12 protein-coding genes are annotated in these 16,066 nt (G+C 60.7%); 5 read left to right on the top strand and 7 right to left on the bottom strand.

Annotated features, from left to right (window positions below; genetic code table 11):
- Positions 1-23: 23 nt before the first annotated feature.
- From KI235_RS05020 to KI235_RS05010, 3 genes are all read right to left on the bottom strand, one after another.
- Positions 24-1,178, bottom strand: coding sequence for a mandelate racemase family protein (locus KI235_RS05020; protein WP_038858554.1), 1,155 nt, complete (start codon positions 1,176-1,178; stop codon positions 24-26).
- Between the two features lie 598 nt (positions 1,179-1,776).
- The gene (locus KI235_RS05015) at positions 1,777-2,004 is read right to left on the bottom strand and encodes a hypothetical protein (protein ID WP_003197910.1); all 228 of its coding nucleotides are present in this window, start codon (positions 2,002-2,004) and stop codon (positions 1,777-1,779) included.
- Positions 2,001-2,513: a T6SS effector amidase Tae4 family protein gene (locus KI235_RS05010; RefSeq protein WP_003197908.1), complete on the bottom strand. Its 513-nt coding sequence runs from the start codon at positions 2,511-2,513 to the stop codon at positions 2,001-2,003. The genes KI235_RS05015 and KI235_RS05010 overlap by 4 nt, the downstream gene beginning before the upstream one ends.
- Before the next feature lie 408 nt (positions 2,514-2,921).
- Here KI235_RS05010 and dctP point away from each other — a divergent pair, with 408 nt between their 5' ends.
- The 5 genes from dctP to KI235_RS04985 all read left to right on the top strand — a co-directional run bounded on the left by dctP (position 2,922) and on the right by KI235_RS04985 (position 9,001).
- Positions 2,922-3,866: a C4-dicarboxylate TRAP substrate-binding protein DctP gene (dctP, locus tag KI235_RS05005; protein WP_223524323.1), complete on the top strand. Its 945-nt coding sequence runs from the start codon at positions 2,922-2,924 to the stop codon at positions 3,864-3,866.
- Between the two features lie 65 nt (positions 3,867-3,931).
- Positions 3,932-4,564 (top strand): TRAP transporter small permease, encoded by a 633-nt coding sequence (locus KI235_RS05000; protein ID WP_003197903.1) that lies wholly within the window; start codon positions 3,932-3,934, stop codon positions 4,562-4,564.
- Complete coding sequence (gene dctM / locus KI235_RS04995) at positions 4,561-5,844, top strand: C4-dicarboxylate TRAP transporter large permease protein DctM (protein ID WP_003197901.1); 1,284 nt, start codon at positions 4,561-4,563, stop codon at positions 5,842-5,844. The genes KI235_RS05000 and dctM overlap by 4 nt, the downstream gene beginning before the upstream one ends.
- 109 nt (positions 5,845-5,953) lie before the next feature.
- A complete protein-coding gene (locus KI235_RS04990; RefSeq protein ID WP_003197900.1) occupies positions 5,954-6,949 on the top strand; it encodes a TRAP transporter substrate-binding protein in 996 nt (331 codons plus the stop codon).
- 147 nt (positions 6,950-7,096) lie between these two features.
- A complete protein-coding gene (locus tag KI235_RS04985; RefSeq protein WP_013692282.1) occupies positions 7,097-9,001 on the top strand; it encodes an alkaline phosphatase D family protein in 1,905 nt (634 codons plus the stop codon).
- Positions 9,002-9,133: 132 nt separating this feature from the next.
- On the opposite strand, the gene KI235_RS04980 is transcribed toward KI235_RS04985, so the two are convergent.
- The 4 genes from KI235_RS04980 to KI235_RS04965 form a co-directional block, all read right to left on the bottom strand.
- Positions 9,134-9,634, bottom strand: a complete 501-nt coding sequence (locus KI235_RS04980; protein ID WP_013692281.1) for a methylated-DNA--[protein]-cysteine S-methyltransferase — start codon at positions 9,632-9,634, stop codon at positions 9,134-9,136.
- A gap of 83 nt (positions 9,635-9,717) precedes the next feature.
- The gene (locus KI235_RS04975) at positions 9,718-12,453 is read right to left on the bottom strand and encodes a LuxR C-terminal-related transcriptional regulator (RefSeq protein WP_013692280.1); all 2,736 of its coding nucleotides are present in this window, start codon (positions 12,451-12,453) and stop codon (positions 9,718-9,720) included.
- Positions 12,454-12,811: 358 nt separating this feature from the next.
- A complete protein-coding gene (locus KI235_RS04970) occupies positions 12,812-14,176 on the bottom strand; it encodes a DUF1329 domain-containing protein (RefSeq protein ID WP_003197892.1) in 1,365 nt (454 codons plus the stop codon).
- Positions 14,177-14,201: 25 nt separating this feature from the next.
- Positions 14,202-16,058 (bottom strand): DUF1302 domain-containing protein, encoded by a 1,857-nt coding sequence (locus KI235_RS04965; RefSeq protein WP_003197889.1) that lies wholly within the window; start codon positions 16,056-16,058, stop codon positions 14,202-14,204.
- Between the last annotated feature and the right edge of the window lie 8 nt (positions 16,059-16,066).

Below are 16,066 nucleotides of genomic sequence, written 5' to 3'. Positions count from 1 at the left end.
TCAGCCTCAGGCGTGGAACAGGATCAATGTCGAGACAGGGTGTTGGCCTCGATATACGCGAAGTTGATGTCTTCGCCCAACCCTGGCCGATCCGACAGGTGCACAAAACCGTCGGCGTCCATGGGGTCGACGATGCTGTTGAGGTGCGCCGGGACTTCTTCATAGTCGAGGAACGGGTGCAGCAAGCCGCGCTCGTACCAACGACAGTTGCTGATGGCACCGACCACCGCCAGGTTCGCCGCGCCATTGCCGTGGACTTCGCAATCCATGCCGAACGACTCAGCCAAGTGCGCCACCTTCAGGCACGGCCCGATACCACCGACCCCGGCCACGCCGGCACGCAGGATGTCACAGGACTTGTGGGTGACCCAACTGGCGCGGCTGTGAAACTTGCCGGCGATGCTTTCCGGGCCCAGCACCGGAATATCCAGGTTGGCCGCCAGCCAGGCATAGGACTCGGCCGAGTCTTCCATCATCGGCTCCTCGAACCAGGCGAAATTCAGCTCCTGTAGTGCCTTGCCAATGGTCAGCGCGTCCATGCGGCTGTACCAGTGGTAACCGTCGAGCATCAACGCGATGTTGGGGCCGACCGCCTCACGCACGGCGGCGCAGGCCTGGATGTCCATTTGCGGGTTGGGGGCGAAGGAAATCGGCGGCATCCAGGTGTGCAACTTGATGGCCTTGTAGCCGCGCTGGACCAGCTTCTCGGCGAACTGAGCGTACTCGTCCGGCGTCGACAGGCCACCCGGCAAATCGTCGCCGCACATCGTCGAGCCGTACGCCGGAACCTTGTCACGATAGCCGCCAATCAACTTGTGCACCGGCAGCTTGAGCGCACGCCCGGCCAAGTCCCACAAGGCTTGCTCCACCAGCGCCAGCGCCCGGTCGGTGAACTGCCCGGCACTGCCGCGCTGCCAGTGTGCCAGGTCTTGCCAGATGCTCTCGCGGTCCATCGGGTCGCGACCGATCAGCACTTTGCGCACAAAGGACTCGATGATGTGCGGACGAATCAACTCAGGCGGGCCGAAGGCATAACCCTCGGAGCCATCGTCGCAACCGATTCGCAGCAAAGCCATCTTGATCATGACCTCATCGCCTGGATGGGCATGGCCGGCGCTGTCCTGGGCACGGCGCGAAGGGGTGGAAAAAACGTCGACGTGAACGCCTGTGATTCTCATGGGGAGGAACACCAATGTTGTTATTGTTTATTTGTATGTCGTCATACAACGTAGCGGATTATTCTGACGTTCCCGGTGGACTGTCAACCCCTTAAACGCAATAAAACTTGCGTACGCACGAGGTTTTCCGCGAAGAAGAGGTTATTTCCATGAGCAAAACTCTAAAATGTCGTCATACCACGCAGCGTGAAGTGAGACCACTTGTCGCAGACGACGTAGTGCCTTGAAGGCTGAAGACGTGGGCCAGGGGATGGGCGACTGTGGAGCGAGCTTGCTCGCGATAGCGGTCTGTCTGAGACGGTGATGTTGGCTGTGCCGCCGGCATCGCGAGCAAGCTCGCTCCCACAGGGGGACTGTGGTGAACGCAGAATTCGTGAACACCAGGGATCAAAACTGTGGGAGCGAGCTTGCTCGCGATAGAGGTGTGTCAGCGGCGGTGATGTTGACTGTGCCGCCGTCATCGCGAGCAGGCTCGCTCCCACAGGGATCTCTGGCGAACGCCGAACTTGTGAACAGCCGCAATCAAAAACTGTGGGAGGCGGTGGCTGCGGAGGGTGGACTCCCTGTCACAGATTTTGTGCTGACTTTGGCTGCCTGGCTAGATTCGAGGTTTGCGCCGTCGACTCCAGACAATGCCCACCGTCGCAGCCACGACCACCACCCCGACATTGCCAAACAACCAGATCGCAAAGTTGCGGCTCTGGTCTGCTTCGCTCTCGTAGAACGGCCCGAAATAACTACCAACGGCCATGAACGCCAAATTAAATGTACCGACCGCCAACACGATGATCAGGAGAACAAACAAAGTTTCCTTGATGACGTTCATATGACTTTCCAGAACCAGATGTCCTTGGAATCGTGAAAGTCCGAGAACGTGCCTTCGATCGAAAAACCCATTTGTATACGTGGGTAGCTCAGCCAATCCGTCAGGCGACGGCCATTCCACAGGTCGATGTGATCGCCGCTGCGGTTGGTCGTGGTTTCGTTTGCCCGACGCCAGAAGTCCTTGAAGAAAATAACGCCCTGCTGCCCGCTCAGGGTCTCTTCGAATTCTTCGCTTTTAATGGTCTTCATGGCCTGCAAGCCAGGAATCTTGGCGCGGCTCAAGGCCTTGGCGAGCTCTTCGGCGGCCAATATGTGCCCGTCGCTCTTGGGGTGTTGCCAGCAATGTCGCACGCTTTTGAGCTGACTCATGTCTGCACCAGCGCGACGCAGGGCCACGCCGAGGTTGATCGCGCATTGGTCACTGAAGTTCTTGGCACCATTGGTTCTGCAAGGCGCGGCATCACCAAATATCTGCGGATGGCTTTTCCACAATGTGTCGAATGTAAACATTCTGCCCTCTCCATGAGGTTTTTATCCTGGACGAATAGCCTAGCAGACCTGCTCGCACCATGGATTCAATAAGCGCTGGCGCAAGATTGAAAGCCAGTAGCCATCACCGCTCCTTTATGGTTTCCTGCCCCAGCACGGTTATTGACTGAAACCTTTCGAAATGACCCGTTTGTGATGTTTCAGCCCGACGCAAGGAGGGCTCTAGCGCAACCTGTCGAGATGTACAGCCAAAGGACGGTTTTCCTGTTAACCGCACTCGACAAGTTGTTTTTCTGCCTAGACTCATCATTGTTCCGCCGTGCGCTGTGTTTTGAATGAGCCCGCACGAAAATACTAAAAACAAGAGGAAAGCCCGTAATGTTCAAACCTATCTGGAAAGCGCTCGCTTGCACATTGGCCCTTAGTGCGATGAGCACGGCCATGGCGGCAGATCCGGTGGTGATCAAGTTCTCCCATGTGGTCGCCGAACAAACACCAAAAGGCCAAGGCGCGCTGCTGTTCAAAAAACTCGTGGAAGAACGGTTGCCAGGCAAAGTGAAGGTCGAGGTCTACCCCAACTCTTCACTGTTCGGCGATGGCAAGGAAATGGAAGCCCTGCTATTGGGCGACGTGCAGATGATCGCGCCGTCACTGGCCAAGTTCGAGCAATACACCAAGACCGTACAGTTGTTTGACTTGCCGTTCCTGTTCGATGACATCTCCGCCGTGGACCGTTTCCAGTTGAGCCCTGAAGGCCAGAAGCTGCTCAAATCCATGGAAAGCAAGAACATCACCGGCCTGGCTTATTGGCACAACGGCATGAAGCAGCTGTCGGCGAACAAACCCCTGCGTGAACCCAAGGATGCTCGTGGCCTGAAGTTCCGCGTACAGGCATCGGCGGTACTGGAAGAGCAATTCAAGGCGGTGAACGCCAACCCGCGCAAGATGAGTTTCGCCGAGGTTTACCAAGGTTTGCAGACCGGCGTGGTCAACGGTGCGGAAAACCCGTACTCGAACATCTACAGCCAGAAAATGCATGAAGTGCAGAAGTACATCACCGAATCCAACCACGGTGTACTCGACTACATGCTGATCACCAACACCAAGTTCTGGAACGGCCTGCCGCCGGACATCCGCACTGAACTGGACAAGATCCTGGTAGAAGTCACGGCCCACGTGAACAAAGAGGCCGCGCAACTGAACGAGCACGACAAACAGCGCATCCTCGACGCCAAGACCACCGAGATCATCACCCTGACGCCAGAAGAACGTGGCGAATGGCGCGACAAGATGAAACCGGTATGGAAAAAGTTCGAAGGTGATATCGGCGCTGACCTGATCAAAGCCGCCGAAGCCTCCAACAAGGCCCAGTGATTGGTTGGCCGGTGCTGCCGCCCTGGTAGCGCCGGCCTGTCGTCCCCCACAGGAGAGGTCACGCCATGAACGCCCTTCGGCGCATCTGGGAACACTTCGAGGAAGCTTTCATTGCCTTCCTTCTGGCCGCCATGACGCTTGTAACGTTCGTCTACGTGGTACTCAACAATCTCTATACCGTTTTCTATAGCCTCGGCGACCAATGGTCAGCCGCGAGCGAGTCGATGTTCGCCATTGGTGACACCGTCATGGGCATGGCCCAGGCCATGACCTGGAGCACGTCACTGACCAAGGCCCTGTTTGGCTGGCTGATCTTTTTCGGGTTGTCGTACGGCGTGCGCACGGCCGGGCACATCGGCGTCGATGCGCTGGTGAAACTGGCGAGCAAACCGGTGCAGCGCGTCATCGGCGTCATTGCTTGCCTGTGCTGCCTTGGCTATGCCGGGCTGCTGGCGGTGGCGAGTTTCGAATGGATCAACACCTTGATGATTGCCCAGATCGGCGCCGAGGATCTCGGCCATTTCGGCATCATGCAGTGGCATATCGGGTTGATCGTACCGGTCGGTTTTGCCCTGGTGTTTATCCGTTTCGCAGAAATTCTCGTGCGGATCCTGCGCAACCGCCAGACCGGTCTGGGCCTGGCCGATGAAGCGGCCGAAGCCATCAAGTTGACCGAACATGAGGAAGACAAGCCATGACCATTGCCTTCCTGTTCATAGCACTGTTCGTGCTGATGTTCATCGGCGTGCCCATTGCCATTTCGCTGGGATTGGCCGGTTCGCTGACTATCATTTTCTTCAGCCCCGACTCGGTGCGTTCCCTGGCGATCAAGCTGTTCGAAACGTCCGAGCACTACACGTTGCTGGCGATTCCGTTCTTCCTGCTGGCCGGTGCGTTCATGACCACCGGCGGTGTGGCACGACGGCTGATCGACTTTGCCAACGCCTGCGTCGGGCATATCCGTGGCGGCCTGGCGATTGCGGCGGTGCTGGCTTGCATGCTGTTTGCGGCGTTGTCGGGCTCAAGCCCCGCGACGGTGGCAGCGGTCGGCTCCATCGCCATTGCCGGGATGGTGCGCTCGGGTTATCCACAGGCGTTTGGCGCAGGCATCGTGTGCAACGCCGGGACCCTGGGCATCCTGATTCCGCCCTCGATCGTGATGGTGGTGTATGCCGCGGCGACCGAAACCTCGGTGGGCAAGCTGTTCATGGCCGGTGTGATTCCCGGCTTGTTGTTGGGTTTTTTCCTGATGGTGGCGATCTACATCGTCGCTGTGAAGAAAAACCTCCCAGCCCTGCCCCGGGCGACGCTCCGTGAATGGTTGAGCACGGCACGCCAGGCCATCTGGGGCCTGCTGCTGATGTTCATCATCCTCGGCGGGATTTACTCCGGGATGTTCACCCCCACCGAAGCAGCGGCGGTGGCGGCGGTGTATTCGGCGTTCATTGCGTTGTTCGTCTACAAGGACCTGACGTTCCGTGAGACGCCGAAAGTGCTGCTGGAGTCGGCCAAGCTGAGCATCATGCTGATGTTCATCATCGCCAACGCCATGCTCTTCGCCCACGTACTGACCACCGAGCAACTGCCGCAGCAAATCACCGCATGGGTGATCGATGCCGGCTTGACGCCGGTGACCTTCCTGCTGGTGGTGAACATCGTGCTGCTGGTCGCGGGCGCGTTCATGGAGCCTTCGGCGATCATCCTGATCCTGGCGCCGATCCTGTTCCCTATCGCCATGAAGCTGGGCATCGACCCGATCCACCTGGGCATCATCATGGTGGTGAACCTGGAGATCGGCCTGATCACGCCACCGGTGGGATTGAACCTGTTCGTCACCTCGGCGGTGACCGGCATGTCCCTGCCCGCCACCATCCGCGCCGCCATGCCATGGTTGATGATTCTGCTGGCGTTCCTGGTGCTGATTACCTATGTGCCGTGGATCTCGCTGGTGCTACCGAACTGGTTGGGGATGAGTTAAGCCCAACCGAACACAGACCTGCGGAGCGAAGGCACTGGCTCATCACTCCGCAGGTGCAGCTCCTGGTGTGGTTAATGCACCGTCGACACATGCATAAGGAAATCCGGCAATGCTCAAACCTATGTGGATAACGCTCGCCTGTACCCTGGCCTTCAGTGCGTTGGGCACGGCCACGGCGGCGGAACCGATCGTGATCAAGTTTTCCCATGTCGTGGCCGAACAAACGCCCAAAGGCCAGGGCGCGTTGATGTTCAAGAAGCTCGTGGATGAACGACTGGCGGGCAAGGTGAAGGTGGAGGTGTACCCAAACTCCACGCTGTATGGCGATGACAAGGAGCTGGAAGCCTTGCTCCTCGGGGAAGTGCAGATCATTGCGCGGTCGCTGGCCAAGTTCGATCAGTACACCAAGTCGGTGCAGTTGTTCGACTTGCCCTTCCTGTTCAACGACATAGCCGCCGTGGACCGTTTCCAGCGCAGCCCCGAGGGCCAGAAGCTGCTCAAGTCCATGGAAAGCAAGAACATCACCGGCCTGGCCTATTGGCACAACGGCATGAAGCAGCTATCGGCCAACAAGCCGCTGCGCACCCCCGAGGATGCCCGCGGCCTGGCGTTCCGGATACAGACCTCCGCGGTGCTGCAGGAACAGTTCCAGGCCGTGGGCGCCAAGGCGCAACCGATGATCTTCTCGGTGGTGTACCAGGCTTTGCGCACCGGTCTGGTCAACGGCACGGAAAACACCTATTCGAACTTCTACAACCAGAAACTCAATGAAGTGCAGAAATACGTCACCGAGTCCAACCACGGCATACTCGACTACATGCTGATCACCACCTCGGACTTCTGGAACGGCCTGCCGCCGGATATCCGCAGCGAACTGGACAAGATCGTGGTCGAATCCACCGCCCATGCCAACCAGGAAGCAGAGCGATTCAACCAGCAGGACAAGCAGCATGTGCTGGACGCCAAGACCACCGAGATCATTACCCTCACACCAGAGCAGCGTAACGCCTGGCGCGAAAAAATGAAGCCGGTGTGGGCGAAGTTTGAACAGGAGATCGGGCCGGACCTGATCAAGGCGGCTGAGGCTTCCAACAAGGCCCAGTGATGTAACAAGGTATAGCACGGCCCTGTGGCGAGGGAGCAGGCTCCCTCGCCACAAAAGCGGTCATCCACGTTGAATCCACCGTCCCCAGCAACCCGGCACATTGCGTTATGATCCCCGCCTCTCCCTGAACAGAGCTTTTACTCGCGAATGCTGCCGTCCACCGCCGATACCACCGCCCTGCCCGCCGTCCTGGTCGGCCCACTGTTGCGACGGCTGGAGCCCTCGCGGCTGGTGATGTGGCTGGTGGGTACGCGAGCATTGGCGTTGACGTTGCGCGTGGCCGGCGTGGGCGATCGTGCACTGGATGCGACGTGCTGCACCGTGGTGCCGGTGGGGCAGCAGGCTTTTGTACACCTGATCGATGTACGGCTCGACAGCCCCCTGCCCCGGGACGTGACGATTGACTACGACTTGCTGGTGGACGGCGCACCCATCGCCGAATGGGCGCCGCATCTGCTGTATGACGGCGCACCGTGCCCGAATTTCATGTTGCATTCGCGCATCGAGCAACTGGTCCACGGCTCTTGCCGCAAACCCCACTACCCAGCCAACGACGGCCTGCTCTGCGTCGACCGGCTATTGGCGCAAACCCCGGAGCAGCGCCCGGCATTGCTGATGATGAGCGGCGACCAGGTCTATGCCGACGATGTCGCCGGGCCCATGTTGCGGGCGATTCATGCGCTGATCGAACGCTTGGGGCTGTTCGAGGAATGCCTGGACGGTGCCGTGGTGGAAGACAGCGCCAAGCTCTATCAGCACCCGGCCAGTTATTACCATCGTGCCGATTTGCTGCCGGCACTTGAGAGTAACGAAACCCTGCGCGAGCGATTTTTCGGCGGGGCCCGCAAGCCGATTTTCACCAGCAGCAGCGCCGACAATCACCTGGTGACTTTCGCCGAGGTCATGGCGATGTACCTGCTGGTGTGGTCACCCGTGCCTTGGACGCTGATCACGGTGCAACCGCCCGAACTGACCGTCGAACGGCGCCAGCGCTACGACCTGGAACAGCAGCGCATCGATGCGTTCAAGACCGGGCTGGGCGGTGTGGCGCGGGTGTTTGCGCACCTGTCGTGCCTGATGATTTTCGACGACCACGACATTACCGATGACTGGAACCTGTCTGCGCAGTGGGAGGAAACGGCCTACGGCCATCCGTTCTCCAAACGCATCATCGGTAATGCGTTGATCGCCTACATGCTCTGCCAGGGCTGGGGCAACAACCCGGATGCCTTCGCTGACGTGCTCCCGCAAACCTTGGCCCTGAGCGACACCGCCCGGGATCGTTACCTCGACAGCGAACCCCAGGACCAACTGATCGACACCCTGCTGGCTTTCCAGCAATGGCATTACGTGCTGCCGAGCACCCCGGCCCTGGTGGTGCTCGACACCCGCACCCGCCGCTGGCGCAGCGAGAACAACCTCAAGCAGCCTTCCGGCCTGCTGGATTGGGAAGCCCTGAGCGAGTTGCAGCAGGAGTTGTTGGATCACCCGTCGGCGATCATCGTCTCACCGGCACCGATCTTCGGTGTGAAGCTGATCGAGACTGTGCAGCGGGTGTTCAGTTGGTGCGGTTATCCGCTGCTGGTGGATGCGGAAAACTGGATGGCCCATCGCGGCGCTGCCCAGGTGATCCTGAATATTTTCCGCCACTCGCGTACGCCCGGTAATTACGTGGTGCTGTCCGGGGACGTGCATTATTCCTTCGTTTACGAAGTATTGATCCCACACCGCAAGGGCGGTCCGCGTATCTGGCAGATCACCAGCAGTGGCATCAAGAATGAATTTCCGCCTGCGCTGCTGGAATGGTTCGACCGCCTGAACCGCTGGCTCTACTCGCCGCGCTCGCCCTTGAATTGGTTCACCAAGCGCCGCAGCATGCGCATCGTCCCCCACACCCCGGAACACGCCGAAGCCGGTGAGCGGCTGTGGAACAGCGCAGGCATTGGCCAGGTGTTCTTCAATGAACAGGGCCAGCCCACGAAGATCTACCAGCACAACGCCAACGGCCAACCGCCGACGCGCATGCGGCCTCCCAAATCCCCACCAGCCTGAAACCTGTGGGAGCGGATGCAAAAACACCTGTGGGAGCGAGCTTGCTCGCGATGACGGCGGCATGATCAGTATTTTCGCAAGCTGACACTCCGCTATCGCGAGCAAGGTCGCTCCCACAGGGAAGTCGGCAGGTCAGAACGCCAATTGCAGGCTCTGCTGACCTTCAAGGCTGAGCAGCAGCTGCTTCGCCGCCAGGCCGCCAGCGAAGCCGGTAAGGCTGCCGGAACTGCCGATGACGCGGTGGCATGGGGCGATGATCGAGATGGGGTTGCGGCCATTGGCGGCGCCAACCGCCCGAACCGCCGTCGGTTGGCCAATCTGGATGGCGATGTCGCGGTAGCTGCGGGTTTCGCCGAAGGGGATGGTCAACAGGGCTTGCCAGACGCGGATCTGGAAATCAGTCCCTGCGAAGTCCAGCTCCAGCTCGAAACGACGGCGCTGGCCGGCGAAGTATTCCAGCAACTGACGCTCGGTTTCCTTCAGGACCGGATGCTGGGGGTCCTCCTCCAAAGGCCCCAGCCGCACCCGATTGAGCCGCTCGTTTTCCCAGAGGATGGCCGCCAGCCGTGTCTCCCGGGCGACGAGGATCAGTTGGCCGACGGGGGATTGGATGGTTTTGTACAGAGGCAACATCGAAGGATTCCTTGTCAAAGCCTTTGTGGCGAGGGAGCTTGCTCCCTCGCCACAGGGGGTTCTCACCGCTCCCAAAATCTCGCTCAACCCAACAACCCCAACGCCTTCGCCCGCGCCACCGCCTGGGTGCGGCGCTCGACGCCGAGTTTGCTGTTGATGTGACTGGCGTGGGTCTTGACGGTGTGCAGCGAGATAAACAACTGCTCGCTGATTTCCTGGTTCGAGCAGCCTTGGGCAATCAACTGCAACACCGCCCGCTCGCGACTGCTGAGGGTTTCGACCGGTGCCGCTGGGTCGGCAGGCTGGGCCACCGTCGAGGGCAGGCGTTCGAGCAGGTGCTCGCGCAAGGTACTGGGCGGTGCCTGCAGCAGCTGTTCGCGCAACCATTCACGGTGCTCGCCGAACAACCACTCGAAAGGCTGCAATACCCCGCCGCTGGCGGCTTCGAAAGCCTGGGCCAGGGTGCGACGGGCTTCGGGTTCACGCCCGATGCTCAGCAGCAAGGCGACTTTCTGGTTGAGCGCCATCACGCTGAGCATCTGCCGGCCACTCTGCTGACCGTGTTCAAGCAAGGCATCGAGCCGCCCTTGCGCGAGTATCGGTTGGCCCCGGATGGACTCCAGCACCGCCTGTTGCAATTCGACATGCAGCGGCAGTTGCGGGTGGAATTCCGGTGGTGCGGCGGCCCGTTCGCCCGTGTAGGTCTGGCCCAACCGGGCCAACCAGGCTTCGGCCAGGTCGGTGCGGCCCTGGGCCAACCAGAGTTCGCACTTGACCAGGGTGATCATCGCCAGATAGTAGATCGGGGGAACATCCCAGATATGCATCAGGCGCTCGGCTTCAGCCAGTTCGGCGAAGGCCCGGGCGAACTCGCCACTGTAGCCTTCGATACGCGCGATCACGCAATGACCGATCAGCACGCTGATGTCGCGGCAGGCACGGGCCTCGGTGAGGCCCGCCTGCAGCCGCGCAAGGCCGGCCTGGGGCTGCATGCGCAAGGTCAGCAAAAAACCTTCGTACATGATCAAGCGCGCCCGTACCGCATAAAGCCGCTGGGGCGACAGCTTGTGCAAACGTTGCAGGCCCTGGTGCACTTCATCCAGCGCCCGCAGTATCTCCCCCCGTGCCTGCAGGACCCGGGCACGATCATAATGGGCCAGGGCCTCGAACAGTGGATTACCGACCCGCTGCGCCAGCTCCAGGGAATCACGGTTCAGGTTCCGGGCGCGCCACAGGTCGCCGTCGGCAATCGCCAGGTTCGACAGTGTGGACAGGCACATCAGGCGCTGGCCGTAGCGTTTTTGCGGCAGGCTCTCCAAAGCTTCGCTGCAATACCGCACGGTGGCCTCGCGGTCGCCCCGGCCACGGGCGACGATCCCGCTCAGGGCCAGCCATTGGGCGAGCATGGATTTTTGCGCTGTGGCCGAGGGAGCCGGCAGGAAACGACTCAAGTGCGCCGCCAGCTCTTCGGCAGCGTCCAACTGGCAGGCCAGCCCCAACGCCCAGCTGTAGAGCACGATCAGCCGCGGGGTGCTGATGAGCAGGCTGTCGGGCAAGTCCATTTTCCAGCGCAGCAACATGCCGACGTTCTGCTCGGCCAGCAGTTGCTCCTCCGAGAGGTTCTGCACCAGGTTCGCCGCCACGTCCAGGTGCCCGGCCCGCAGCGCCTGCTCCACGGCTTCGTCGATCAGGCCCTGGGCGTTGAACCAGCGGCAGGCTCGCAAGTGCAGGGTCGCGGCCGGGACCATGGCCGGTGCGCTGGGGCGACTGCGCAGCAGGTCGGAAAACAGATGGTGGTATCGGTACCAATGGCCGTGCTCGTCCAGCGGCACCAGGAACACCTGGTGGGCCGCCAGGTAACGCAGGATTTCGGCGCTGTCATGGGCCTCGCGCACGGCGTCGCACAGTTCGCTGCAAAAGCGTTCCTGAGGGGCCGTGTCGTAGAGAAATGCCTGCACCTCGGCGGGCAGGCAGTCGATGACCTCTTCAAGCAGATAATCGCGAATCAGCCCTTCGCCGCCGTGCAAGGCCTGGGGCAGCAGGCCTTCGGTACCGGCTTCGGAGGCGGCCAGCAACCAGAAACGCAGCCCGGCCACCCAACCTTCGCTGCGCTGGATAAGGTTTTCCAGCGCCTCACCGCGCAACGAACTGCTGTGGTGCTGGAGCAGGGTCAAGGCTTCGTCATGGGTCAGGCGCAGGTCCTGCTCATTGAGTTCGAGCAGTTGCCGCGACAGGCGCAAGCGCGCCAAATGCCAATCCGGCCGCTGGCGGCTGGTGACAAGGACCAGCAACCCGTCGGGCAGGTGATTGAGGAAAAATTGCAGGCAGCGATCCAGCACCGGGCTTTGGGCCAGGTGGTAATCGTCGAGCACCAGCAGCAAGGGCTCATGGGGCGATAAGTGCGTGGACAGTTCGTCCAGCAGGCCATCGAGCCATTCTTCGAAGGCAAAGGGTTGATGACGCTGGCGCATTTTCAGCAGCCCCAGGGCCCGACCGCCCAGTTGCGGGAAAAACGCCTGGAGCCCTTCGAGCAACCGTTCCAGGAAGCGGCCGGGATCGTTGTCCCGGGCGCTGAGCCCCAGCCAGAGGCTTTGCCAATGGGCCGGCAGGCTCTGGCAGAACTCCACCGCCAGGGAGCTTTTACCGAACCCCGCCGGGGCACTGACCAACAGCAACCTGCCTGCGAGCCCTGCGCTCAAACGCTCGCACAACCGGGGCCGCACGACATGGCCGTCGGGCAAGGGCGGGCGGTAGAAACGCCCGTCCTGTACCGCGATGGCTGCGCGGGCAGAATCCGGAAGTGAAGACAAATCAGTCATGGCCGGCTCTTGTTGGAATGCGGGTGGCGGCGTTGCAGATGTCCGCAGACTAGCGGTAAACGAGGAGGTATTGAAGGGAGTGCTACAAATGGCTACAAAAAGACTACACGCCGACCGACTTGAAAAACTTAGGCAGCCACCGCTCTTGTGGCGAGGGAGCTTGCTCCCGCTGGGTTGCGAAGCAACCCCCAAAGGCAGCGACTGCGTTGTACCTGACACAATGAGAAGGCTGGTTTGGGGCTGCTGCGCAGCCCAGCGGGAGCAAGCTCCCTCGCCACAGGGGGGTTGTGTTGCTCAAAAAAAACGCCCCGAACCAGTCGGGGCGTTTCTTCGAGGATGCGGCCTCGGGTAAAGCGGTTTAGCGGATGCCGTCCTGACGCAGGGCGTTCGGGGTGAAATCGGCGGTGGTGGCGGTGAAGCCGAAGTCGTAGGCCGATTTCTCTTCGTTCTTCATGCCCAGTGCCAGGTAGCGGCCGGACTGCAGGTCGTAGAGGGTTTCCAGGGCGTACCACGGCACTTGCTTGTCGTAGTAGTTCTCGGCATGGGCCTCGGCCACGCGCCACAGTTGGCCACGGCCGTCGTAATGGTCAATCACCGCAGCTTGCCAGGTGTCTTCATCGATGAAGAAGTCACGCTTGGCGTAGATGTGGCGCTGGCCTTCCTTCAGCGTCGCGGTCACGTGCCAGACACGACGCAGCTCGTAGCGTGCCAGGTCCTGGTTGATGTGGCCGGCCTTGAGGATGTCGGCGTACTTGAGTTGCGGCGAATCGATCTTGTAGCTGTTGGAGGCGATGTACAGCTCTTTCTTGCCTTCCAGCTTCCAGTCGTAGCGGTCCGGCGCGCCGTTGTACATGTCCAGGTTGTCGGAGGTACGCAGGCCGTCGGCGGCGGTACCCGGGCCGTCGTAGGACACTTGCGGGGCACGGCGCACACGACGCTGGCCGGCGTTGTAGACCCACGCCGAACGCGGCTCCTTCACTTGGTCGAGGGTTTCGTGCACCAACAGCACGCCACCGGCCAGGCGCGCCGGCGCGGTCACTTGCTGCTTGAAGTAGAACAGGATGTTGCCAGGGTTGGCCGGATCGAAGTCCTTCATCTTGTCGCGGAACACGAACTGGTCGCGGAAATACACCAGGCTGTACGAACCGTTGGGCTGTGGGGTGGCCTGGGTGACCAGACGCGTCACGCTACCGCCGCGATAACGAGTGATGTGGTTCCAGATGACTTCCACGCCGCTCTGCGGAATCGGGAACGGCACGGCCGTCTCGAAGTTCTCCAGGCCGTTACCGCCGGAGACCAGCTTGGTGTTGACCGCGTTTTTCTTGATGGAGGCGAACACCTCGTCCGGCACGGTGGCACCGCGATGGGTCGGATAGACCGGCATCTTGAAGGTTTCCGGGTAACGCTTGAACATCGCGTACTGGCCCGGCGCGAGCTTGTCCTTGTACTGGTCGACGTTCTGCGCGGTGATGGTGAACAGCGGTTTTTCACTGGCGTATGGGTCGGCGAGGAAGCCCTTGCTGTCCACGGAACCGGCATTCTTGGCCATGGGTTTCCAGGCCGAGATCGAACCGTCGGCATTGCCGGCCATCTCGGCGCCCATCGGTGTCAGGCTCTTGCCGAGTTTATCAGCCTCGGCCGCAGGCACTGCCGCCATGACGCTGGCGGCCAGCAGGGAGAGCCCCAGAACACCGGCCTGCAACAGATTCTTTGTTATTTTCATAGTGTGTCGTCCTGAAATACGGTGCTTAGAAGGTCACGCCGACGCTGAGCGCCAGGAAGTCACGATCGTCCACAGTGCTGAAGTCGCCACCAAAGAAGTTGGTGTAGGCCAGGCTGGCGTTGTAGGTGTTCTGGTACTCGGCATCCAGCCCGAGGCTGACGGCTTTGCGGCCTTCTTCGAAGTTGCCGCCAGGGCCTGGCGAGTAGCCTTTGACGTCATGGGACCAGGCCACGTTGGGCTTGAGGTTCACGCCGGCGAAGACGTCCGGGTATTCCCAGATGGCGCGCGCACGGTAGCCCCAGGAGGTGGAGGTGGTGAAGCCGTCGTTGTTGCAGTTGCTGTTCACGTCGTTGATGGTCTGGCCGCCACCCGACGCAGTAGAGGTATTGAGCGAGTTACAGAAACCGTTGGGCAGCTCGCCCGGCCCGAACACCGGATCGCGGCCGTAGCGAGCGTCGGATTTGCTCTCCAGGCCACCGACATGGGTCACCCCGATTTCTCCCACCAGGGTCAAGCGGCTGGCGCCCATGACCTGGTCCAGGAAGTGAGTGAACGTGGTCTGGAACTGAGTGATCTCTTTACGGCGATAGCCATGCAGGTCCTGGCCTGGCGTGCCCTGAAGCACCGATGCATCGCCAAAACCGGGAAGCGGCGTCACACCGGCGAAGAGAATGTCAGTGGTGCTCAGTTGCACTGGCGCATTCGGGCGATAGCTGATCTCACCGCTCCACGCCGTGCCGGTAGGCAGTGTCGTGGAGAAACTCAGGCCATAGAGACGGATGTCTTCCGGGTATTCGACGAAGTAGTTGGAGTTACCTGCCACGATCAGAGGACGCAGTGCCGCGATTGGCCCCGCGGTGTAGAACTGCTGCGCAGCCCCCTGGGCACTGAAAATCGGCGCACGACTGTGGTAGTTCATGAAGTAGGCGCCGAACTCGGTGTCCAGCGGTTCGAACATGTACTTCAACGATGCGCCCCACTGGCCGCTGTCGCGGGCATCGCGGTCCGGACCACGGCGTACCAGCACGCCTTCTTCATTGATATCGACACCCTGGCCTTCCAATATTGGAAGAATGACGCCCGGCAGCGGAATGGTCGAACGCTTGTTCAGCACCCGCAGGTTATCGGTACACCCATCGGCAATCACATCCGGCTGGGAGAAGAACGTACCGCAGTTATCCACCACGGTCTGGTCCCACTCCAACTGGTAGAACGCCTCGGCCGACAGATTGTCGGTCAGGCTCTGGGAGACGTAGAACATGTTGACCGGGATCAGGCCTTCCTTGATCTCGGCACCAGGACGACGGAACGCGGACACGTCGACCGGGTTGATGGAGTTGATGCCGCCCTGGATGAAGGTACTTTCACCCCAGCTGACCACCTGCTTGCCCAGACGGACCGAACCCGGCTGATCGGCGATGGCGTAGTTGTGGTAGACGAATGCATCGAGGATCTGTCCGCCGGAGGACTTGGCGCCTTCCTTGCGGTTGTTGTCACTGATGTCCTTGTACAGGCGGCTTTCGTCCTTGAGTTCGAAGTCGTACCAGTACTTGCCGCGCACGAACACGCCGGTATCGCCGTACTTCAGTTCCAAGTCATGGATGCCCTTGAAGATCTTCGAGAAGGTTTCCCCTCGTTTGAAGTTCAAGTGGCCGTCATCGGAGGTCTGCGACAAACCCTTGCCGCCATTGTTGACACCGATCAGGTCCTTGTTGGCGTTGGCCGTGGACCAGCTCGCACCGACCGACAGGGACGAGTCGAACTGGCCTTCGATTTCACCGATGTTGAAACTGACGCCGAATGCTGGCCCGGCGAGCGAAGAGGCGAGACTGACCGCCAGAGGCAGTTTTGCCCGGCGCCAGAACGTGGTTGCTGAGGTCATCGACGCTA

This window comes from Pseudomonas sp. St386 (assembly GCF_018325865.1).
Taxonomy (GTDB): domain Bacteria; phylum Pseudomonadota; class Gammaproteobacteria; order Pseudomonadales; family Pseudomonadaceae; genus Aquipseudomonas; species Aquipseudomonas brassicacearum.
This window is presented reverse-complemented; position numbering and strand designations above follow the sequence as displayed.